This is a genomic window from Roseobacter sp. YIN89 (assembly GCF_057219365.1).
Genome location: NZ_JBXVVD010000002.1, coordinates 953946 through 972693, shown reverse-complemented (window position 1 = coordinate 972693; position 18748 = coordinate 953946). Strand labels below are relative to the sequence as shown.

The following is an 18748-nucleotide window of genomic DNA, read 5'->3' as shown; positions in this document are numbered from 1 at the left end:
GATTGGGTTCCTCTGCGATCAAAGCTTGATGCGAAAATTGCCAGATGGGCGTTCAACGCGTGCAAAAGAAAATGGAAAGGCCATGCCATGAGCACAGGATTCTTCGACGGTATCGACCCGGTAAAGTTTGAAGGCGCGAGCAGTACCAATGCGCTGGCGTACCGCCATTACGATCCTTCGGAAGTCGTTCTGGGCAAGACAATGGCTGAACACTTGCGGTTTGCAGTGGCTTATTGGCACTCGTTTGCATGGGAAGGGCAGGATCCGTTCGGCGGGCATACCTTTGAACGCCCGTGGCACCCTCAAGACGATATGGGGCGTGCCAAACTCAAGGCTGACGTTGCTTTCGAGATGTTCGACATTCTCAACGTTCCTTTCTTTTGCTTTCATGATGTGGATTTGCGCCCGGAGCAGGGCAGCTATGCCGAAAACCTCGCAACGCTTGAGGAGGTCACAGACTACATCGGAGATAAGATGCAGGGTCGCGACCTGGGGCTGTTATGGGGCACGGCCAACATGTTCAGCGACCGCAGGTGGATGGCGGGTGCCTCGACCAACCCCGACCCTGAGGTTTTCGCCTATGCGGCGGCCACGGTGAAAGGCTGCATGGACGCTACGATGAAACTGGGCGGTCAGAACTATGTTCTTTGGGGTGGGCGCGAAGGGTACGAGACCCTGCTTAACACCGATCTGGGCCTCGAGTTGGATCACATGGGCCGGTTTCTGAATATGGTTGTCGATTACAAGCACAAGATCGGCTTTGAAGGAACAATACTCGTAGAACCAAAGCCGCAAGAGCCGTCGAAACACCAATACGATTATGACGCTGCGACCTGCATAGGATTCCTGCGAAAGTACGGGCTCGAAAACGAGGTCAAGCTGAACCTCGAGCAGGGCCACGCTATTCTGGCTGGCCATTCGTTCGAGCATGAGATTGCCGTAGCGGCGAGCGAAGGCTTACTTGGATCTATCGACATGAACCGGAATGACTATCAGTCAGGCTGGGATACGGACCAATTCCCTAACAACGTGCCAGAAGTAGCGCTGTGCTACTATCATATCCTCAAGGCGGGAGGTCTGGGTACGGGCGGTACGAATTTTGATGCCAAGTTGCGACGCCAGTCCATTGACGCCGAGGATTTGATCGCGGGTCATGTCGGCGCGATGGACGTCTGCGCGCGCGGGTTGAAAGCTGCCGCAGCTATGATCGAGGACGGCGGGTTGGAAGATGCGCTGAAAGCCCGCTACGCTGGCTGGGACAGTGCGGAAGCTGACGCAATGCTGGCGAGCGGGCTGGACGCTATACAGGCGCGTGTTCTCTCAGAAAGCATCAATCCGCAACCCCGCTCCGGACGCCAAGAAGCGTTGGAGAATTACGTCAACCGTTTCGTCTGAACAACGTATCGGGTTGGGGCAGGCGTTGACCTGCCCCGTGTGTCTGCCTAGAAGCAACGCGGGCTGCCTGCAGCCCTGCCTTTCATTCGCACCTGTTTTCAAGAGCCTGCCATGTCACATCCAGCAGATACCTATTTTCTTGTGGCCGATATTGGCGGCACGAACACCCGCGTCGCGCTGAGTAATGGTGTGGACGTGCTGAAATCGTCCATCCGCAGGTTTCGCAACGCGGACTACGCAGGATTACAAGAATGTCTGGACGAATTCATCACGGCTGAAGGTGGTGTCAAGGCGAAGGCAGTCTGCGTAGATGTCGCCGGTCCTGTCCGAAATGGGCAGGCTCGACTGACCAATTTGGACTGGGACATCAGCACGCAAAGCCTGACGGAAGCGACAGGCGTGGAACATGTGGCACTGCTGAATGACCTGCAAGCTCAGGGCTATGCTCTTGACCACGTTGCCGATGAGGACCTCATATGCTTGCGTCAAGGCCTGCCCGCCGATGATCGGGCTGCCAAACTGGTGGTCAATGTCGGGACAGGTTTCAATGCAACGCCGGTCTTCAGCACTGGGGCAGGGTGGTTGGTGGCAACCTCGGAAAGCGGACATGCGAATATGCCGATCCGTACCGAGGACGATATGCGGCTGTGTGCCTATGTCGAGTCGCGCCACGGCTTTACAGCGATTGATGACATTCTCTCCGGCAGGGGGATGGTGCGCATTTATTCGTGGCTTGCAAGCGAAGCAGGGGTCGAAGCTGCACCAACCTCGGCAGAAATCATGGCCGGATGCGCATCGCGCAGTGACGCGCGCGCTGTAGAAACTGTACGGATATTCACGCGCTTGCTCGCGATGGTGACTGGTAACCTTGCACTGGTGCAATTGCCCTTTGGCGGGATTTACATGGTTGGAGGCCTGTCGAGCGCGATACTGCCTTTCATGCAGGAATTCGACTTTGAGGGGGCATTTCTCGACAAGGGGCGGTTTGGCGCCTTCTTGAACAGTTTCCCTATTCATGTCGTTCAGGATGATTACGCCGCTTTGAGGGGTTGTGCCGCCTTTTTGCAGGCTGAAAGCCAGTCGCAACTCGACGTGTAGTGGCGGCGCGCTCATTCGTGCGCAAAAACGATCAAGGAATACCGGTACGGCGCGCATGCTAGGGCTGACACGCGACAGCCCCGCGCGGGAACTTTGAATATTGTCTTTAATGCGAAGGCTCTGGTCTAGGCCAAGGAGCCATCGCGTACACGGTTTGCTTGTTCACTTTCCCGCATATCACACGCAGCCCTCGCAATTTCTCCGATTGAATTACAACCATGCGCGCAAACGGTGGTTAACGCCTTTGATCTGAACGCTTGTTTCCGGCTGACATATTCGATTGCGCCGGCTTTGTCAGAACGATTCCTGTTGAGGCGGGCAGGGCGGTCTCGTAGCTTTGGTGCATGACCAAATCTAACCCGTTCAAGGGCATTCAGAGTAGCCCGGAAATTATCCGCCTGGCGGTGATGCTGTACGACCGTTTCCCGCTGTCCCTCCGCAACGTCGAGGATCTGCTGCATGAGCGCGGCGTCGAGATCAGCCATGAAGCGGTCCGGTTCTGGTGGCATCGGTTCGGGTCGATGTTTGCCGCGGAGATCCGGGAACGCCGGATTGAGGGGATGCGATCCAGTCAATGGAGATGGCACCTGGACGAGAAATTCGTTAAGATAAAGGGCGAGCAGCACTATCTCTGGCAGGCCGTCGATCACGAGGGCGAAGTGCTGGAGAGCTTTGTGACATAGACCCGGGACCAGAAAGCTGCCTTGAAATTCCTAAAGAAAGCAATGCGTAAGCATGGTCGCCCAGAAGTCATCGTCACGGACGAGCTGCCATCGTACGGCGCTGCGCTGAAAGAGATTGGCGTCGCAAACAAGCAGGAAATAGGCCGGTGGATGAACAACCGAGTGGAGAATTAACATCTGCCGTTTCGACGACGAGAGCGAGCTATGCGTCGCTTCCGGCGTATGCGAAGTTTGCAGAAATCCGCCTCCGTACACGCTTCGGTCTACAATCACTTTAATCAGGAACGCAGCCTTTCTACGAGATCAAATTTCAAGCTCAACTGCGCGGCCGCTCTGGCTGAGTGGCGTGGTCTTGGCGCGAGTTATAAGACAGATTCACTGTCCTTGTAGAGACTGGATCGAATTAGTCTGCCAGCACCCTTACCTTTAATCTCACAAACGCCCTTATCCCATATGATTGCCGCGGTTGCGTCGCAAAGCGCTCTACTGGTCTGCGAGTTACCTCACCTTCTGACGCTACCATCTCTATAATACCTATCTAATTCTGCAAATGCCGGGAAGTAGATAGACAGATTCATCATTCTAGAGAGCATGCGGGTCACCAACGCAACAAGCAGCTGATTGGTCCGCGCATTATAGGGTTTGCTTGCAACTGCAGCGAAATGCAGCTCTGACGGGCCGCACTGCGGCATGGCTAGGCCATGTGGAGCGGCAGCTTAGGGCTTGAAGTACCCTTGCAGCACGCCGCAGAGACAGTCATTCAATTGGTTCCACTTGACGCCCGTATGGGTATGAAATAGTAGATGGACCCACTGGGCGGGCGTTGTGTAGTGGTAAGACCTTAGCCTTCCAAACAAGTGATGTACTTTTCCGCATCATTCATTTTCATTCCATATCATTATTTTTATTGACTTAAATTGTCTTTGGCTTTCCTGTCGTTTCATACCTTTTCCGATTAATACCGACAAAAAGCCGACAAAATGCCAAAGCTGACAGAAACCTACGCAAAGAAGCTTTTGTTCTCGCCCGAGGGGACGCAGAAGTACTGGGACACCGAGATAAAGGGGCTCGTGCTCTTTGTTGGGAAGCGGTCGAAGACCTGGTATTTCCAGAAAGACGTTGGAGGCCAGACCAAGCGTGTACTGATTGGTCGCCACCCAGTGATCTCGTCGCAGGCGGCCCGCCAGACCGCTATGGAACTGGCGCTGGAGATGGGGCGAGGCGCAGGGAAGGTGGCTCAGATTGGCGCTCCTACATTGCTATCAGCCATGGATGAGTATTTGGCCCGTCCAAAGCTAAGGTCGGATCAATACAAACATGGCGTTCGGGCTTACATGGAAAACCAGCTCAAGGACTGGCTGAAACTGCCTCTGGATGAGATAACAAAGTCCATGGTTGTTCGCCGACACCAGCATTTGGCGGCTAACCCTTCAACCGCGAACCATGCACTTCGGTATTTCCGGTCAATCTATAATCACGCCCGCCGCACTCACGATTTGCCAGAGTGTCCGACGATGGCAATCGAATGGTTTGAAGAGAATCCGGATGGCCGGATTATTGAAAACCTTCGGGACTGGCAACAAGCCGTGGATGCATTGGACAATCCGATACACAGGGCTTTTTATGAAATGCTGTTATTTACAGGTTTGAGGAAAGGCGAAGCGATGACGCTTGAATGGAAGAACATCCACGAGGATCGGATTCACCTACCAATGACTAAAAACGGACGCAGCTTCGATCTTCCAATTCTTCAGATCCATCATGACATTCTAGCACCGCTCAAGCAGTTGAACCGGACATGGGTATTCCCATCGCCAAAGTCGTCTGCAGGACACATCACGGGAACAAGAAAATTGCAGTGGAGCCCTCATGCTCACAGGCGAACCTTCGCAACCGTCGCGATGGAGGCTGGTGTTCTTGAAGAGGTGGTCGGGCGGCTTCTCAATCATACACCGTTGTCGATTACAGGTCAGCGGTACACGATGCCATCATTGGATGCCCTCAGGCCGGCAATGGAGACGGTGTGTGCCGAATTAAATGAACGTCAAAGCTGATAGCTGCTAGTGAAGCCGGCACTCCGGCTACTCGCTGCGAATGGTCATTTCAAGCCCAGAGCGGGCCTCGGCGAGTGGTCTTAATTCAGCCAATTTCCATGCTTAGCTTGCAGCCAGATAATTGGAGCACCCGATGACTCTTGAGCAAGCAAGCCCTTTGAACTTGGTGGGCACGGAACCGGAGGCGATCTTTCACTTCCGCATTGGTGTAGTTGTTACCCTCGTTGTATTGCTATCCGGTCTGCTCGGCCTGTTAATCTACGCCGCGCTCTTTGGTCCAGGTTTCGAAGCGGCGTCTAGTGACCCAGTGTGGGCGGTTGTTCTTATTATCCTTCTATGCGGAATTCTGCTTCCATTTTTCTGGATTTTGTGGCGAAAACCGATAGTGATGCGCGTCGGCAGCGCTGGCCTCCACCTTCCTTTTGCGTTCAAGCGGCCATTGCGCTGGGAAGACATTCATAGGTTCCGCCTCGCTTCGCAAGGCGCCCTAACTTACGGTCGTCGGCAATGGCTTATCATCGACCCGGCTCCGGGCGTTCTTGCTCCGATCCGGTTGAAAAGTTGGCAGCGGCTTGATCTTTGGTTTCAGAAGCATCACAGAGTCCGTATTCCACTTCACGGTTTAGACAGCGACTTCGATACGGTTATCCAGTCGATCGAACACTACCGACCTGTGGATCGCTAAGATAAATGGGTGACGTCCCGGAAATGCGGAATAGCAGACACAGATCCCGTTCGCGGCGAATGACTGCCCTCTGAGCCCAACCACCATATTCGTCGGAACGCAGCACACGTCTGCTCTGTCAAGCGGCCCCGTGTTCATGCTGAGTTCCGTGGCGCCGTTCTTCGAGCGCTTGGCGAATGATCTGGAACGATGACGATAGGAACAAACTCGCCATGATCGCGGCCACGATGAGGTCTGGCCATCCGGACGCCGTGCCCCAAACACCCAAGGCGGCGATCATGACCGCTATGTTGCCGATGGCATCATTGCGTGAGCAAAGCCAGACCGAGCGAACGTTGGCATCGCCATCCTTGTAGCTCATTAGAAGAAAGACGCTTGCAAGGTTCGTTGCCAAAGCCAGAGCACCAACAATGCCCATGATCTCAGCAGCAGGCACACCGACGTAGAACACGCGATAGACTGTTGACCCGAACACCCATGCACCCATCAGAAAGAGGCTGATCCCCTTCGCTAACGCTGCGTTCGTGCGGGCACGGAGGGATGCGCCGATCACGGCTAGTGAGATGCCATAGGTCAGGGCATCCCCCAGGAAATCCAACGCGTCTGCCTTCAGCGCCTGAGATTGGGCCACTTGGCCTGCCGTCATCTCAACGACGAACATGGTGGCGTTTAGCGCGATGACGATCCAGAGCCGCCGTTTGTACTCATCTGAAACGCCATCGAACTTGGCGTCATTTCCGCAGCAACCTGCCATCGGTGAACCTCTTTGATCTCCTATCGCTCTTAATCTAGTGTCTCTAGTGACTAGAGGTTCAAGGGGTTTCTTTATGTTTTCCATCGGCGAGCTTTCAAAACGCACAAAGGTCAAGGTTCCAACGATCCGCTACTACGAAGAAATGGGTCTTCTTGCAGCACCTGAGCGTACCGAAGGCAACCAAAGACGCTACGATGCTGCTGGACTGGAACGGTTGAGCTTCATTCGGCACGCCCGTGAACTCGGCTTCTCTATAGAGGCGATCTCCTCGCTGATCGAGTTACAAGAACACCCGGATCGGTCATGCCACGCCGCCACGGAAATTGCCGTGGCGCAGCTCGCGGATGTTCGCGCGAAGGTTAGAAGGCTGAGGGCGCTCGAAAAGGAGTTGGCCCGCATGGCCAAAGGGTGTGACGGACACGGCCTGTCCGAAGATTGCTATGTTCTAGCATCGCTCTCTGACCACAAACATTGCGAAGACGAGCACTGATTACCCGCAGCACGATCCTCCCTCTTGAATAGGTGGGCAGGCTACCGTTCCGTAGGAGCAATAGACGCAGCAATCTCCGGGCAACGGCTTTAAAACGACTTTGCATGAAGTGCATTCGTAGAACCACTGGCAGGCATCCGTCGGCATGGTCTCGACTGAGGCATGGCCACATTGAGGGCAGGTGATTTCGCTTTCCAGCTTTATGTTGAGGTCATTCATGGTGTCACATCAGGGTTATGAGAAAGTCATTGATAAGGGCTTCGTTAAAGACGATTACCCATGCGAGCGCGGTCAGAACGGTGCTTCCGAGCAACCATCCCTTCATATGAGCCAAAGAGCCTCGTCTGCGGCACAAAACCCATGCGGCTATCAAAAGCGCAGTAGCGATAGCCAATACGTAAAAACTGGCAGCCGCAATCTTTCCGAACACAGCAAGCCAGCTTCCGCCAAGACCCAACAGCATCATCGCCATTGGCAGGACGCAGCATGTCGCCACACCAAGCGCGGAAATTGAACCCATGTAGCTTGCCCAGACTGGCTTGTTCATGGTCGTGACGCCCTCCACAGTGAAAACATCGTGCGCGTTGCTTCCTGCTCCCACAAGGGGGCGGTTGCAGCGGCCAGAAAGAACACAGTCGTTACTAAAAGGATCACGAGTGTGGAACGACGACGCGAAGCGCAGGCCCACCGTCGCCAGACGCGATACCAAGCCCATGCCAGGACAAGCCCTACGACGATTACGATGGGAACTCGGTAGGCAACGAATGGTCCCAAATACAATAGCCAAGTTCCGCCCAAACCAAGGATCGAAAAGCCAATAGGTAATACGCAACACGACGCCGAGACAAGCGCCAGCAGTCCGGCCAGACCGATAACGATGCGGCTTGGTCCATTTGCCTGAACTTCAGATGACTGGTCGAGACTTGTTTCCATGTCACCGTTATGCATCCTGTAGCTACTACAGGATCAAGAAGGAAATGTTCACATGATCGCGATTGGAGAGGCAGCACGTCAAAGCGGCGTCCCGATAGAAACGATCCGGTACTACGAACGGGAAGGTGTTGTTCCTACCGCTCAGCGTGCCGCAAATGGCCGGAGAGTGTATTCAGAGAAAGAAGTGGGTCGGCTGCGCTTTATCAAGCGGTGCCGTGATCTTGGTTTTTCGATCACGGACGCCAAGGGTTTGTTGTCACTGTCAGAAGGGGAAAACGACAACTGCGCGACGGTAAAAGACATTGGAACCGCACACCTGTTTGCGGTGCGATCCAAGATTGCGGAATTGAAAGCTTTGGAAGCCGCTCTCAAACAACTAACGGCCAACTGTAAAGCTGGCTCTGTCTCTTGCCAGATGTTGGAGGCTCTGGCTCGGTAGGATCGAACTGCGTTTTCTTCGATTTTCGATAGTGACGTGATGTCGGTTTTGTCCAGCAACTCGGACCTTCGACGATTTTTCACAAACATCCGCTGCCGGCGAAAGAAGTTGTTCGGATTGGAGATTCCGGTTTTCAATGGCGGCTTGCTGAGACACTTCAGACGCCACTAAAATCAGCGAAGGTTGGTGCAACGATCAGTCGGCTCTGGTTCTTCCTTCGTGCAAATCAATTTTCATGAGCACTGCATTGTCCGAGTTGCCAGCCCTTCTTTCGCGATCATCCAACACGAACCCGCAAGACCGATAGAGGGACAATGCTTCGTCGTGCCTTGGCAAGGCGCTCAATGTCATCGTTCCGAAACCCATATCGAGGGCGCACTTTTTGAGGTCGTCGACTAGCGCACGACCTGCTCCCAGCCCCCGATCGCTTTCGCGTACAAACATCCTGTTCATCTCGCAGATGGCTTCGCCAAGGTCCTTAAGCATGAGAATGCCGACCGGTTGGCCATCATAGCTTGCAAGCAGGCATTCTCCCTTTGGCGGGTTGTAGTGCGATAGAACTTCGCGGATTTGCTCGTCAAACTTTTGGTGGTGAAGGTATTCGTCGATGTCGCCGTCCATTTCAGGATAACGTTCGCGTAGCCAGTCAATGAATTCGTAGGCCAGCATATACACGGCGTCCGCCTGCGTTTGATTTCTGACGCGTTCGATTTCCAGCATTGGCCCTCTACCGATCCTAGGTTGTCGCGAGCTTAGTGCAGAAGTCTTGATCGGTAAATTGCATGTCCGAATTGGGCTCGGAGCAGCCCTTAGTTTCATTTCGTTGGATGACTGCATTGTCACGATTGGTGGTCATTGGCGTCCGCCGATTTGGCAATCACAACTCGAACGTCAACTGCTGGTGAAAGCGTACGTTTGACGGGAAAATGGCTATGTTTTAGATGCGGACTGCGGGGTTTCTCGCCAAGCTCTGGCTAGATTCTTGGTTGTTAAATGACGTTCACCCTATCTCACGTAGACTTATTCAAGTTTTTAGATGTATGCTCACCTTCATCACTGGGAGGAATACAATGTCACTGATACGTCGAACACTAATGCTGTTGAGCATGATTGCCGCCATTTTCATTTTACCTGTTTACGCCGATGACGCAGACGACGGAATCAAACGTCTCGCCTTACAGATTAGCGATAACGATCCGGCTACATTCAACAAGGCTCTCAACGTAGCGACGAACTTTGCCAGGGGTATGAGCGAAGCCGGTGAACTGTATGAAATTGAAATTGTGGCGTTTAACGCAGGTCTTCATCTTCTCCGCGAAGATACCTCTCCGGTCATGGCAAGGATATCCAGCATTTCCGAAAGCATTCCGGAGGTGACCTTTAGTGCTTGCGGGAATACCATTAAGGGCATGACCAAGAAGGAAGGCGGCGCTCCGCCTGTCACCGAACTCGCACAGGTCGTACCTGCGGGAGTAGTGCGCCTCATGGAGCTGGACAGTGAAGGCTACTTCGTAATTCGCCCTTAAATTTCGAGTGATACAGAGAAGATTTTAGGAAACGTGTTCGGGCCCATGGCCCTCGCTATCAGCATCAACCACTCTGGGCTCTGAGCCGCAATCTGAGCGTTTTTATCAGGTGACAGCTATGTCGCGTGAAGCGGTCATACAGACCGTCGATTTGGGATTGCCGATTTGAGAGACCGCTTTCACCAGCACTGGGCGTTATTAAAAAAATGGCGAGAGACTGTAGCGCGGACTTTGTCGCTTTTCGCCGCACCTAAGATTTCTCAAGAAGCAAATTGTTTCATTGTTCAGATCGATACCGTATGCTTTGTAGCCTATTGGTTTCAACTCGGGACTTTCATTCGAAAAATTGCCGTACGTAGTTGGCAGAAGTCAGGAGGTGGAGTGCCTTCCACGGCAGATTCAATCCAATCTTCGCATTCCTCTTCCTTTTCACATTCATTGCATTGGATCATGGCGCTCCGTATTTCATCTTGAAGCGCTTGAGGAATGCGTCCCTTACCGAATTTTACCCCTGCTATCTCAAACATTCTCTGTCTCAGAGCAGAATGCTGCTCGAATTTTTCCAGGCTGTTTTTTAGACCTTTTATGGGCACGATGCTGCTCTTTCTCAGTTCGTTTTAATTTAGCCAGTGTGACACTTTGGGTTTCTGGCGAATGATCGATCTCATTGCCTTACGCAAAGACACTAGGTTTGAGAGCTACCAATATATTATTTTTCGAATGTGACTTTGATCTGCCTCAATCAGCGTAGGGTTCGAAATAGCCTGATATGAAAGCCATTCTTTCCCGGGAGAGTGACGACACTTATTAGTAATTTCAGTAATTTATGATCTTATTGTTGGAACCTGTATTTCTGTAACGGTTGAGTTTTGACGCTCAACGTCGCAGCAGTGCTCATCTTATGGAATTGACCTTCATTCGGCAGTGCTTTCGGGAATTGCTGCGCCCACTATCCAAGGGTCAGCACCATGTCCCCTGAGAGCGACAGCGGTGGAATGTACAGATTCTCGGGCGCCGGACCTTTGCGAATCCGCCCAGCCGCGTCGTAATGTGAGCCATGGCAGGGGCAGAACCAGCCCCCGAAATCCCCCGCCCCATCCCCCAGTGGGACACAGCCCAGATGCGTACAGACACCGATCATCACCAGATAAGCCTCGTGACCCACAACGGCGCGATTCTCATCGCTTGCCAGCGCATCGGCAGGCAGATTGGGGTTGCGCGCCTGGCTGTCCGGCAGGTCAGAGACCACATCTGCCCGGGCCTGAGCAATTTCTGCCTCTGTGCGATGACGGATAAAGACAGGTTTTCCGCGCCAGTCGACGGTCAATTGCGTTCCGGGCGCGAGATCGGAGATATCGACGGTGATTTGTGCCAGAGCGCGGACATCGGCGGAAGGGTTCATCTGGTTCACCAGAGGCCAGAGCGCAGACCCAGTGGCCACGACCCCCGCCCCGGCCGTTGCGAAGTACAGGAAATCCCTGCGCGCGGTATCGTCTGACGCTTCCATGACGGGACATGTATCCATGTCTCCAGCGTGGGAAGGTCAAGGCGCGAGATGTAACGTTTTGTCAGCGCACCTCTCTACGGACAAAAAACAAGCCGCATCGGCGCATTAATGGTGCGGGGCTGCGCCTTTTGCCATCATGAGGTGGTGCTCCTGGTGATGCGCCCCGATGGTCATCAGGCCAAAGAAACCAAGTCCCTGAATCTGCGCGGCATCGCCATTGACACTGAGCGCCACCCCATCGTCGAGATCCTCCGTGACAACTTCCCAGCCGGTTTCAGCCGCGAGAAAGGGCGCATGGGCGGGCACCACGGCGCGGATGGCTTCGAGAACACGGGGGGCGCCCCGAATCTCGAACCGGGCCCCTTCCGGCCGCGGGGTGCGGGTGACCACGGCATCCTTAGTCAGGAGATCCATATCGACCAGATGGCGGCGCAATCCGTCGATATCGACCCGCTCCCAATCCGTCTCGGGATCGGCCTGCAGGATCGCAACGATTTCCGCCAGGGCGGCAAAGGCCGATTGCCCGGTTTCCTGCGGTCCACCCATATCGTGACCTGTCGCGGAATGGGCATGCTGAGCGGCCACGGGTGCCGCCATCAGTATGGCAAGGAGGAGAATGAGACGCATGGACGGGTCCTTCAATGGGGTGCTGTCATCTTTACGCTAGCAGGGGCGGGCGCATCACAATATGATTTCAATCATATGTTGCCAGATCCCTGTGATCATATCCCGAGCTCAGCCCTGCGCCCACTTTCCGGCGCGGTTGGCGATGTGGTGTTTCACCAAGGCGACCCCACCCACGGTCTCTATGTCGTGCAGACCGGACGCGTGCATCTCGAGCGGGTCGGACCAGATGGCGAGCGGTTCATCATCCACCGTGCCCAAGCCGGAACAAGCTTTGCCGAAGCCTCCGTGTTTTCCGAGGTCTATCATTGCGATGCGGTCTGTGTTGAGGCCGGGGCGTTGATCCGGATCGACAAGGCAGCCGTCTTGGCCGCTTTGGCCGACCCGGCGTTTGCGCGCGCCTATGGCCGTCAGGCGGCTCAACAGATACAGGCGCAGCGACAGATGCTGGAGATCGTCGGCATTCGGCGCGCAGAAGACCGGGTGATGGCGGGGCTGGTCGCGGGCCTGCTCGAAGGCTCCGTGATCGAGTTTGCCGCCCGGTTACAGCTAAGCCATGAGGCGACCTACAGGGCGCTGCGAAAGCTTGTGAAGGACGGGCGGGTCATGAATCCGTCCCGCGCGACCTATCACCTGCGCCCATGACCTGATCAGCTGTGGCTCGCGAAGACCGAGGTCACCCCGTCGGAGCCGACAAGCAAGGTATCAAAAGTGTCTCCGGCCCCGGGACCGGCCATGCCGGGCGAACTCATCGGCATGCCGGGGACCGTCAACCCGCGTGCTACCGGTTGTTCTGCCAGCAGCCGCTTGATGTCAGCTGCAGGCACGTGGCCTTCGATGAAATAGTCACCTACGACCGCCGTGTGGCATCCAGCCAGTTCCGGTGCGATTTGCAGCCGCTCTTTGAACGCATAAAGCGCATCCTGATCGACATCTTCAGCCTCGACCATGAACCCAGCCTGCCGGACATGATCAACCCAGGCGGAGCAGCATCCACAGGTTGGTGTTTTGAGCACCCTCAGAAGGGATGCCGTGTCAGCGGCAACGGGTAATGCCAGGGTGGCAGCCGCGCCTGTCATCAAAAATGTGCGTCGTTTCATTGGGAGGTCCTCTAGGAGTTGTCAGTGAGTTTAGCGTCCTGCGCCGCGCTGTCGAGCGGGTCTGCATGGGTGTCTGCGGCGGCGGGCGACACGCGTTGGCTTTCCGGAAGCGTCACATCGAGATCCCGCGCGTGGCGCTCGTCGAGACACTCGGTTTCGAGCTGCAGCGTGACCATGTGAAACCCATACTGCTTCGTCAGTCGATGACAGGCCCGGTTCAGCAGGTCCGCGGCCTCGGCAGGTGCGCGATGGCGGATATGGGCGGAAAAGGCATGTTTGCCGCTGGTCAGCGTCCAGGCATGCACGTGGTGAACATCCAGAACCCCGTCCTGGCCGTGCAGATCCGCCGTCACAGCCTCGAGATCCGTTCCATCGGGCGTGCCTTCCATGAGAATGTGGACCGCTTCCTTGATGACGCCGACGGAGGCCCAGAGGAGAACCACTCCGAACGCCATGCCGAGGATCGGGTCAATCGCCAGAAACCCGGTGAACTCGATCACGAGAGCGGTGACAATGATCAGGAGGCTGCCGACAAAGGTCTGGATGATATGCCAGAGCGCGCCACGGGCATTCAGATCGTCTTTGCTCGATTGCCACATCAGCGCGAGCGAGATCACTTCTGTGACCAGGCCACCAAAAGCGACCCAAAGCATGGGGCCTGTGGCCAGGTGGATCGGGTCTCCGAGCCGCATCGCGCCCATCCAGATCACCAGAAGCGCCATGCCGAGAAGAAAGCCACCATTCACCAGCGCCCCGATGATCTCGGCGCGGTACCAGCCGAAACTGCGCGCCGAATCCGCAGGTCGGCGCGCAATCCGCTGCGCGATGATGGCCGCCAGAACGCCGCCAACCGCCGATAGGGTGTGAAACGCATCCGACAGGACGGCAATCGAGCCAGTCCAGAGCCCCACAGCCAGTTCAATTACGAAATAGACACCCGTCAGCCAGGCGGAGATGACCAGCGCCTTGCCCGACGTGGGCATGTGTCCGGCGTGAGAATGGGATGCCATGTCAGCTCTCTTTCCTTGTAGGGCGGCGTTCGCGCCAAATGGCGAAAAGCAGGGACAATGCGGTAAACCCGCCGAGCGCGACTGCCGTCCAGGTGGCGGTGCGGGCATTCCCGTTCATGGCCTCGCTGCCGAGATGCGTGAGAAGAAAACCCGCCGGGATGATTCCGGCCAGGGTCGCAAGCGCGAAGCGCCACAGATGCAGTTTGCTCAGCCCAGCCGCATAGCTGATCATGTCGAAGGACAGAAAGGGCAACAGCCGACTTCCGAAAACCAGAAAAGTCAGTGTGTTCTGCGACCCGAGAAAGTGCGGGCCTGTCTTTTGGCCGAAGTGGCGTTCGACAAAGGGGCGACCAAGCCCGCGCGCCAGCAAAAAGGCGGCGAGTGCTCCCAGTTCCGCTCCGAGAACGACAAGTAGCGTCCCGAACGTGTGACCATAAGCGGCGCCGGCAGCGAGCGCGATCGGAGCGGAAGGCAACGGACTAGCAACGATTGCCGCCGTCATGAGCGCGACCACAAGTATTGGCCCCGTAAGTCCCGCGGCATCGATCCAGCGGTCAAGGTCCTCACGTTCGGGAAGATTGATGTCGAAGCCCAGAACATCCGGCAATGCCAGAACGGAGATCGCGAGCACCACAAGGAGCAGAAGGGCAAGGCGAAACATCATGGCCAACCCCACGGCTGCCTGGCGTCCTGTTCAGAGTTTTGTTGTCTCGGGCACAACATGAGACGTGACATAGGGATTCCAGTCGCTGGAAGGTCAAGGCCCAAGATCGCTTTGATACATTTTGCGACAAAGGAAGTTCGGGTCATTTGGGAAAAATCAATCTATTCTGCGCGTTATGATATGCCGAAGGAAAACCAGAGATCATAGACGCTCGCAGAGCCTGCAACGTGCAAAGACTTGGATCGGGCTCCCTGGATTGGTGATCGCGGCGATTGGCTTCGTGTTGCCACAGGCCGCATCGGCTCAGACCCGGGCTGCAGTTCTTGATCAGGTGGAAGACATTGCTCTGCCGTCGCCGCCAGGAGCGCATGAGCCGTCGCTTGCGAGCCATAATGGCGTACTCTACATGAGCTGGCTCGAGCACGAAGGGGATCAAACCAAGGTCATGATGGGCCGCCGGTCCGCGCAAGGCTGGTCCGAACCACGCCTCGTGCATCAGGGGTCCGATCTCTTTGTAAACTGGGCCGACTTTCCCGGCATCGCACTCTTCGACAATGGCACGATCGCGGTTCACTGGCTTCGTGAAATCGGCCCGTCGAGTTTTGACTATCAAATCGAGATCGCGCTTTCGCGCGACGGCGGCGCGTCCTGGAGCAAACCGTTGATCCCACATGAGGACAGGTCTTTCGCGCAGCACGGGTTCGTGTCGATGCTGCCTGCGGGTGCGGAAAATCTGGCCGTCATCTGGCTCGATGGTCGGGCATATGGTGCCGATCGCAACGAAGCATCCACAGTGCCTGACGCCATGCAGTTGCGGGCAACGACGCTGACAAGCGACGGTTCTCTCGACCATGACGTTGCCGTAGATCTGCAGACCTGCTCCTGTTGCCAAACAAGCCTCGCCGCGACCGGGAATGGCACGATACTTGCGGCCTATCGAGACCGGACAGATGGGGAGATTCGGGATATATCCGTTGCGCGGCTGACCGGTGATGGATGGCAAAGGCCAGCGACGGTTCATCATGATGGGTGGGAGTTGGCGGGATGCCCAGTCAATGGTCCGGCAATTGCTGCCGACGGCGATCACGTGACCGTCGCATGGTTTACAGGCGCAAACGACCTTGCGGCTGTCAAGGTGGCCTTCTCTGACGACGCGGGCCGCAGCTTTGGCGCGCCGGTCCGGGTTGATCTCGGCAATCCATTGGGCCGGGTCGAAGTCGAACTGCTCGAGGATGGGACCGCGTTGGTGTTATGGGTCGAATGGTCCAAAAGGAATGAAGCGCTCATGCTGTGCCGGGCGGAAAGAGTAAGCGGATGTGTGGCACAGGAGGTGCTGGCGACAAATTCGGCAGGTGCGTCGGTGAACTTCCCAACTATGGTTCGGCTGGGCCGTGACATCTTCATTGCCTGGACCCAACCGGACGAAACGGGAGACCACATCACGATGCGCCGGGTCAGACTGGCGGAGATCGACTGACCATGTCCGTCCAGCCACATATCCTCGTTGTCGATGACCATGCCGAGATTCGGCAATCGGTCACGCGCTATCTGCAGAAAAATGGAATGCAGGCCATCGGCGCGGGCAACACGTCCGAAATGGATGACCATCTGGCGAAGGAAACCATCGATCTAATCGTGTTGGATATCATGATGCCCGGAGAAGACGGTCTGGCTGCCTGTGCAAGGTTGCGTCGCGAGCATCGGATGACCCCTATACTCATGCTCACCGCTCTCGGCGAAGATAACGATCGCATCATTGGCCTCGACACGGGAGCCGATGACTATCTCGCAAAACCTTTCAATCCGCGCGAACTTCTGGCCAGAATTAATGCCATTCTGCGCCGTGCGGGCGAAGTGTCTTCGCCACACGGCGGCACGCTTGCAGGAAAACGCGCGAGATTTTCCGGTATCACGTTTGACCATGATGCCAGCCAGGTGACCAAACAGGACGGCACGGCAAACACGCTGACAACTGCAGAAGCGAAGCTGCTGTCGGTTTTTCTGGAACGTCCACGCGACGTCATTAGTCGGGATGAACTGCTCGAGTTGAGCGCCGGGCGCATCGCCGGGCCTTTTGATCGGACGATAGACAACCAGGTCTCCAGACTTCGCAGGAAGATCGAACCGGATGTCTTGCGGCCGCGGATCATCACCACCGTGCGCAACGGCGGCTATTGTCTGAATTGCGACGTGGAACTGGAGACCTGATGCGCATGGGGTTTCGCACGCAGATCGCCATCCTCGTTGTGTCGGTTTTGTTTGTCGCCCAGATCGTTGGGCTTTGGCTTTTCGTGGATGAACGTTCTCTGGCAGTGCAGGCGGCCATCGGGAGCGAGGCGGCGGGGCGTGCGGCCAATGTTGCCCGCCTCATCGAAGTTGCGCCGCCCGATTTGCGCGATGAAATCGTCGCGGCGGCAACCTCGCCCCTAGTGCGCTTCGAACTTGGTGATGAGCCGTCGGTCACGCATACACATCATGACGAGAACGGTGCCGTGGAGGCTCGTATTCGTGCGCTTTTGAACGATGGTTACAGTCGGGACATACGTGTTGAAGTCCATGAAATCGAACAGGATCTTCTCCCGTTGCCGAACCTATCGCCAGAAATGGCCGAGATGCATGCAGAAATGATGCGAGGAAGTTTGGCGGCGATTGAAATGGAGGTATCGATTGCAATCGCGGGAGGCCGCTGGTTGAACGTCGCAACGAGGTTCGAGCGTCCGCCGATACAGTGGTCCTGGGCGTCCACGCTGTCATTTGTGTTGACGTCGGTAGTGCTGCTCCTCGCTGTCTTCTGGTTCGTTCTTACGCGCTTGACGCGCCCTCTGAACGAACTCGCGGCGTCTGCAGAGGAATTCGGTCGCGGGGGAGGAGCGGGACCGATAGCGCCTGTCGGTCCGACAGAAGTTCGGGATCTGACGATCGCCTTCAACGACATGCAGGCGCGCCTTGCGCGTTTTGTCACGGATCGCACCCAAATGCTTGCGGCGCTTGCGCATGACCTACGAACGCCCCTGACAGCGCTGCGGGTCCGAGCCGAGATGGTTGACGATCCCGAGACGAAAGATGGCATAGCGACATCGCTTGAGGAAATGCATGAGATGGTCGAAGCCACACTGGCCTACGCACGCGGCGTGGGGCAGGGCGAAGAGTTACAGCGTCTCGACGTGGCGGAATATCTCTCTGAAATCCACAAGATCACACTGGGCGAGCTCGATCTGCAAAGGGGACCCGAGGCGGTGGTGCAGATCAAGCCTTTGGCCATGCGGCGCGCTCTGCGCAATCTGATCGACAATGCCCAACGTTACGGGCGCCGCCCTGTCCTTTCGTGGGATGTGTTTGACGCGGGTGTCGAAATACGGGTCGACGATTTCGGGCCCGGGATTCCTGACAATCGCATCAGAGACGTGTTCCAGCCGTTTCAGCGGATCGAACAATCCCGTTCCCTTGAAACAGGCGGCCACGGGCTGGGGCTCTCTATCGCGCGCAGTATCGTCCTGGAGCATGGCGGTGCCATAGACTTATCGAACCGCGATGAAGGTGGGTTGCGCGCTCGTGTGGTGCTGCCTCTATCCGACACGTCTTACATTGGGGAACGCTTGGATCGGAGTTCTCAAGGCCCCTTGCAGGCGTCAGGACACGGGACCTGACCGGGCTTTCCAGAGTCGGTGTTGATACATATCTTTACAAAAAACCGAGGTGCGAAACGTTTCTGAAATCTTCCACGTCCGATAGAGATCAAGGCATTCGACATGGAATGAGGCAGAACCATGCATGCAAAAAACCGAT

The 18748-nt window shown here is 56.0% G+C and carries 22 protein-coding genes and 1 pseudogene; 12 read left to right on the top strand and 11 right to left on the bottom strand.

Annotated features, from left to right (window positions below; all coding sequences use genetic code 11):
* Positions 1-87 precede the first annotated feature (87 nt).
* The 5 genes and pseudogenes from xylA to AC2D8V_RS10930 all read left to right on the top strand — a co-directional run bounded on the left by xylA (position 88) and on the right by AC2D8V_RS10930 (position 5915).
* Positions 88-1395: a xylose isomerase gene (gene xylA, locus AC2D8V_RS10950; protein WP_484733560.1), complete on the top strand. Its 1308-nt coding sequence runs from the start codon at positions 88-90 to the stop codon at positions 1393-1395.
* 111 nt (positions 1396-1506) lie between these two features.
* Positions 1507-2493 carry a glucokinase gene (locus AC2D8V_RS10945; RefSeq protein WP_484733559.1) on the top strand — a complete coding sequence of 329 codons (987 nt, stop codon included), beginning with the start codon at positions 1507-1509 and terminating at the stop codon, positions 2491-2493.
* A 344-nt stretch (positions 2494-2837) separates the two neighbouring features.
* Positions 2838-3566 (top strand): annotated as a pseudogene (locus AC2D8V_RS10940) (IS6 family transposase).
* Between the two features lie 590 nt (positions 3567-4156).
* Complete coding sequence (locus AC2D8V_RS10935) at positions 4157-5230, top strand: tyrosine-type recombinase/integrase (RefSeq protein WP_484733558.1); 1074 nt, start codon at positions 4157-4159, stop codon at positions 5228-5230.
* Between the two features lie 133 nt (positions 5231-5363).
* Positions 5364-5915 carry a hypothetical protein gene (locus AC2D8V_RS10930; protein WP_484733557.1) on the top strand — a complete coding sequence of 184 codons (552 nt, stop codon included), beginning with the start codon at positions 5364-5366 and terminating at the stop codon, positions 5913-5915.
* A 118-nt stretch (positions 5916-6033) separates the two neighbouring features.
* On the opposite strand, the gene AC2D8V_RS10925 is transcribed toward AC2D8V_RS10930, so the two are convergent.
* Positions 6034-6669: a cation efflux transmembrane domain-containing protein gene (locus AC2D8V_RS10925; RefSeq protein WP_484733556.1), complete on the bottom strand. Its 636-nt coding sequence runs from the start codon at positions 6667-6669 to the stop codon at positions 6034-6036.
* Positions 6670-6742: 73 nt separating this feature from the next.
* Between AC2D8V_RS10925 and AC2D8V_RS10920 the strand changes: the two genes are divergently transcribed.
* Positions 6743-7159, top strand: a complete 417-nt coding sequence (locus tag AC2D8V_RS10920; protein WP_484733555.1) for a MerR family transcriptional regulator — start codon at positions 6743-6745, stop codon at positions 7157-7159.
* Here the strand turns inward: AC2D8V_RS10920 and AC2D8V_RS10915 are convergent, their stop codons facing one another.
* Genes AC2D8V_RS10915 through AC2D8V_RS10905 form a run of 3 tightly spaced genes read right to left on the bottom strand, consistent with a single transcriptional unit; the run spans position 7160 to position 8092 of the window.
* Positions 7160-7378: a GDCCVxC domain-containing (seleno)protein gene (locus AC2D8V_RS10915; RefSeq protein ID WP_484733554.1), complete on the bottom strand. Its 219-nt coding sequence runs from the start codon at positions 7376-7378 to the stop codon at positions 7160-7162.
* Between the two features lie 4 nt (positions 7379-7382).
* Positions 7383-7706, bottom strand: coding sequence for a hypothetical protein (locus AC2D8V_RS10910; protein WP_484733553.1), 324 nt, complete (start codon positions 7704-7706; stop codon positions 7383-7385).
* Positions 7703-8092 carry a hypothetical protein gene (locus AC2D8V_RS10905; RefSeq protein WP_484733552.1) on the bottom strand — a complete coding sequence of 130 codons (390 nt, stop codon included), beginning with the start codon at positions 8090-8092 and terminating at the stop codon, positions 7703-7705. Before AC2D8V_RS10905 ends, AC2D8V_RS10910 begins: the two co-directional genes overlap by 4 nt.
* Positions 8093-8144: 52 nt before the next feature.
* On the opposite strand from AC2D8V_RS10905, the gene AC2D8V_RS10900 reads away from it, so the two are divergent.
* Positions 8145-8531 carry a MerR family transcriptional regulator gene (locus AC2D8V_RS10900; RefSeq protein WP_484733551.1) on the top strand — a complete coding sequence of 129 codons (387 nt, stop codon included), beginning with the start codon at positions 8145-8147 and terminating at the stop codon, positions 8529-8531.
* Positions 8532-8726: 195 nt separating this feature from the next.
* Here AC2D8V_RS10900 and AC2D8V_RS10895 read toward each other — a convergent pair whose 3' ends face one another.
* Positions 8727-9251 (bottom strand): GNAT family N-acetyltransferase, encoded by a 525-nt coding sequence (locus AC2D8V_RS10895; RefSeq protein WP_484733550.1) that lies wholly within the window; start codon positions 9249-9251, stop codon positions 8727-8729.
* Positions 9252-9601: 350 nt separating this feature from the next.
* Here AC2D8V_RS10895 and AC2D8V_RS10890 point away from each other — a divergent pair, with 350 nt between their 5' ends.
* On the top strand, positions 9602-10057 hold the full coding sequence (locus tag AC2D8V_RS10890) for a DsrE family protein (protein WP_484733549.1): 456 nt from the start codon (positions 9602-9604) through the stop codon (positions 10055-10057).
* 320 nt (positions 10058-10377) lie between these two features.
* Here AC2D8V_RS10890 and AC2D8V_RS10885 read toward each other — a convergent pair whose 3' ends face one another.
* The 3 genes from AC2D8V_RS10885 to AC2D8V_RS10875 all read right to left on the bottom strand — a co-directional run bounded on the left by AC2D8V_RS10885 (position 10378) and on the right by AC2D8V_RS10875 (position 12191).
* The gene (locus AC2D8V_RS10885) at positions 10378-10650 is read right to left on the bottom strand and encodes a DUF6455 family protein (protein WP_484733548.1); all 273 of its coding nucleotides are present in this window, start codon (positions 10648-10650) and stop codon (positions 10378-10380) included.
* A 356-nt stretch (positions 10651-11006) separates the two neighbouring features.
* Complete coding sequence (gene petA, locus AC2D8V_RS10880) at positions 11007-11564, bottom strand: ubiquinol-cytochrome c reductase iron-sulfur subunit (RefSeq protein WP_484733898.1); 558 nt, start codon at positions 11562-11564, stop codon at positions 11007-11009.
* Positions 11565-11669: 105 nt separating this feature from the next.
* Positions 11670-12191, bottom strand: a complete 522-nt coding sequence (locus AC2D8V_RS10875) for a hypothetical protein (protein ID WP_484733547.1) — start codon at positions 12189-12191, stop codon at positions 11670-11672.
* 75 nt (positions 12192-12266) lie between these two features.
* On the opposite strand from AC2D8V_RS10875, the gene AC2D8V_RS10870 reads away from it, so the two are divergent.
* The gene (locus AC2D8V_RS10870; RefSeq protein ID WP_484733546.1) at positions 12267-12833 is read left to right on the top strand and encodes a Crp/Fnr family transcriptional regulator; all 567 of its coding nucleotides are present in this window, start codon (positions 12267-12269) and stop codon (positions 12831-12833) included.
* A 5-nt stretch (positions 12834-12838) separates the two neighbouring features.
* On the opposite strand, the gene AC2D8V_RS10865 is transcribed toward AC2D8V_RS10870, so the two are convergent.
* From AC2D8V_RS10865 to AC2D8V_RS10855, 3 genes are read right to left on the bottom strand one after another with little or no spacing between them, the layout of a single operon-like run.
* A complete protein-coding gene (locus AC2D8V_RS10865; RefSeq protein ID WP_484733545.1) occupies positions 12839-13288 on the bottom strand; it encodes a DUF411 domain-containing protein in 450 nt (149 codons plus the stop codon).
* An 11-nt stretch (positions 13289-13299) separates the two neighbouring features.
* Entirely contained in the window at positions 13300-14298 is a 999-nt protein-coding gene (locus AC2D8V_RS10860) for a cation diffusion facilitator family transporter (protein ID WP_484733544.1), read from the bottom strand.
* A 1-nt stretch (position 14299) separates the two neighbouring features.
* A complete protein-coding gene (locus AC2D8V_RS10855) occupies positions 14300-14962 on the bottom strand; it encodes a TVP38/TMEM64 family protein (RefSeq protein ID WP_484733543.1) in 663 nt (220 codons plus the stop codon).
* Between the two features lie 259 nt (positions 14963-15221).
* Here AC2D8V_RS10855 and AC2D8V_RS10850 point away from each other — a divergent pair, with 259 nt between their 5' ends.
* From AC2D8V_RS10850 to AC2D8V_RS10840, 3 genes are read left to right on the top strand one after another with little or no spacing between them, the layout of a single operon-like run.
* Positions 15222-16439, top strand: a complete 1218-nt coding sequence (locus AC2D8V_RS10850) for a sialidase family protein (protein WP_484733542.1) — start codon at positions 15222-15224, stop codon at positions 16437-16439.
* A gap of 2 nt (positions 16440-16441) precedes the next feature.
* Positions 16442-17170 carry a response regulator gene (locus tag AC2D8V_RS10845; protein ID WP_484733541.1) on the top strand — a complete coding sequence of 243 codons (729 nt, stop codon included), beginning with the start codon at positions 16442-16444 and terminating at the stop codon, positions 17168-17170.
* Positions 17170-18609: an ATP-binding protein gene (locus AC2D8V_RS10840; RefSeq protein WP_484733540.1), complete on the top strand. Its 1440-nt coding sequence runs from the start codon at positions 17170-17172 to the stop codon at positions 18607-18609. Before AC2D8V_RS10845 ends, AC2D8V_RS10840 begins: the two co-directional genes overlap by 1 nt.
* Positions 18610-18748: the final 139 nt, after the last annotated feature.

Bases quoted from the DNA above. Each gene is read 5' to 3' on its own strand.
- xylA (WP_484733560.1), top strand. From the start codon at position 88: ATGAGCACAGGATTCTTCGACGGTATCGACCCGGTAAAGTTTGAAGGC.
- AC2D8V_RS10945 (WP_484733559.1), top strand. From the start codon at position 1,507: ATGTCACATCCAGCAGATACCTATTTTCTTGTGGCCGATATTGGCGGC.
- AC2D8V_RS10935 (WP_484733558.1), top strand. From the start codon at position 4,157: ATGCCAAAGCTGACAGAAACCTACGCAAAGAAGCTTTTGTTCTCGCCC.
- AC2D8V_RS10930 (WP_484733557.1), top strand. From the start codon at position 5,364: ATGACTCTTGAGCAAGCAAGCCCTTTGAACTTGGTGGGCACGGAACCG.
- AC2D8V_RS10925 (WP_484733556.1), bottom strand. From the start codon at position 6,669: ATGGCAGGTTGCTGCGGAAATGACGCCAAGTTCGATGGCGTTTCAGAT.
- AC2D8V_RS10920 (WP_484733555.1), top strand. From the start codon at position 6,743: ATGTTTTCCATCGGCGAGCTTTCAAAACGCACAAAGGTCAAGGTTCCA.
- AC2D8V_RS10915 (WP_484733554.1), bottom strand. From the start codon at position 7,378: ATGAATGACCTCAACATAAAGCTGGAAAGCGAAATCACCTGCCCTCAA.
- AC2D8V_RS10910 (WP_484733553.1), bottom strand. From the start codon at position 7,706: ATGAACAAGCCAGTCTGGGCAAGCTACATGGGTTCAATTTCCGCGCTT.
- AC2D8V_RS10905 (WP_484733552.1), bottom strand. From the start codon at position 8,092: ATGGAAACAAGTCTCGACCAGTCATCTGAAGTTCAGGCAAATGGACCA.
- AC2D8V_RS10900 (WP_484733551.1), top strand. From the start codon at position 8,145: ATGATCGCGATTGGAGAGGCAGCACGTCAAAGCGGCGTCCCGATAGAA.
- AC2D8V_RS10895 (WP_484733550.1), bottom strand. From the start codon at position 9,251: ATGCTGGAAATCGAACGCGTCAGAAATCAAACGCAGGCGGACGCCGTG.
- AC2D8V_RS10890 (WP_484733549.1), top strand. From the start codon at position 9,602: ATGTCACTGATACGTCGAACACTAATGCTGTTGAGCATGATTGCCGCC.
- petA (WP_484733898.1), bottom strand. From the start codon at position 11,564: ATGGAAGCGTCAGACGATACCGCGCGCAGGGATTTCCTGTACTTCGCA.
- AC2D8V_RS10875 (WP_484733547.1), bottom strand. From the start codon at position 12,191: ATGCGTCTCATTCTCCTCCTTGCCATACTGATGGCGGCACCCGTGGCC.
- AC2D8V_RS10870 (WP_484733546.1), top strand. From the start codon at position 12,267: ATGTTGCCAGATCCCTGTGATCATATCCCGAGCTCAGCCCTGCGCCCA.
- AC2D8V_RS10865 (WP_484733545.1), bottom strand. From the start codon at position 13,288: ATGAAACGACGCACATTTTTGATGACAGGCGCGGCTGCCACCCTGGCA.
- AC2D8V_RS10860 (WP_484733544.1), bottom strand. From the start codon at position 14,298: ATGGCATCCCATTCTCACGCCGGACACATGCCCACGTCGGGCAAGGCG.
- AC2D8V_RS10855 (WP_484733543.1), bottom strand. From the start codon at position 14,962: ATGATGTTTCGCCTTGCCCTTCTGCTCCTTGTGGTGCTCGCGATCTCC.
- AC2D8V_RS10845 (WP_484733541.1), top strand. From the start codon at position 16,442: ATGTCCGTCCAGCCACATATCCTCGTTGTCGATGACCATGCCGAGATT.
- AC2D8V_RS10840 (WP_484733540.1), top strand. From the start codon at position 17,170: ATGCGCATGGGGTTTCGCACGCAGATCGCCATCCTCGTTGTGTCGGTT.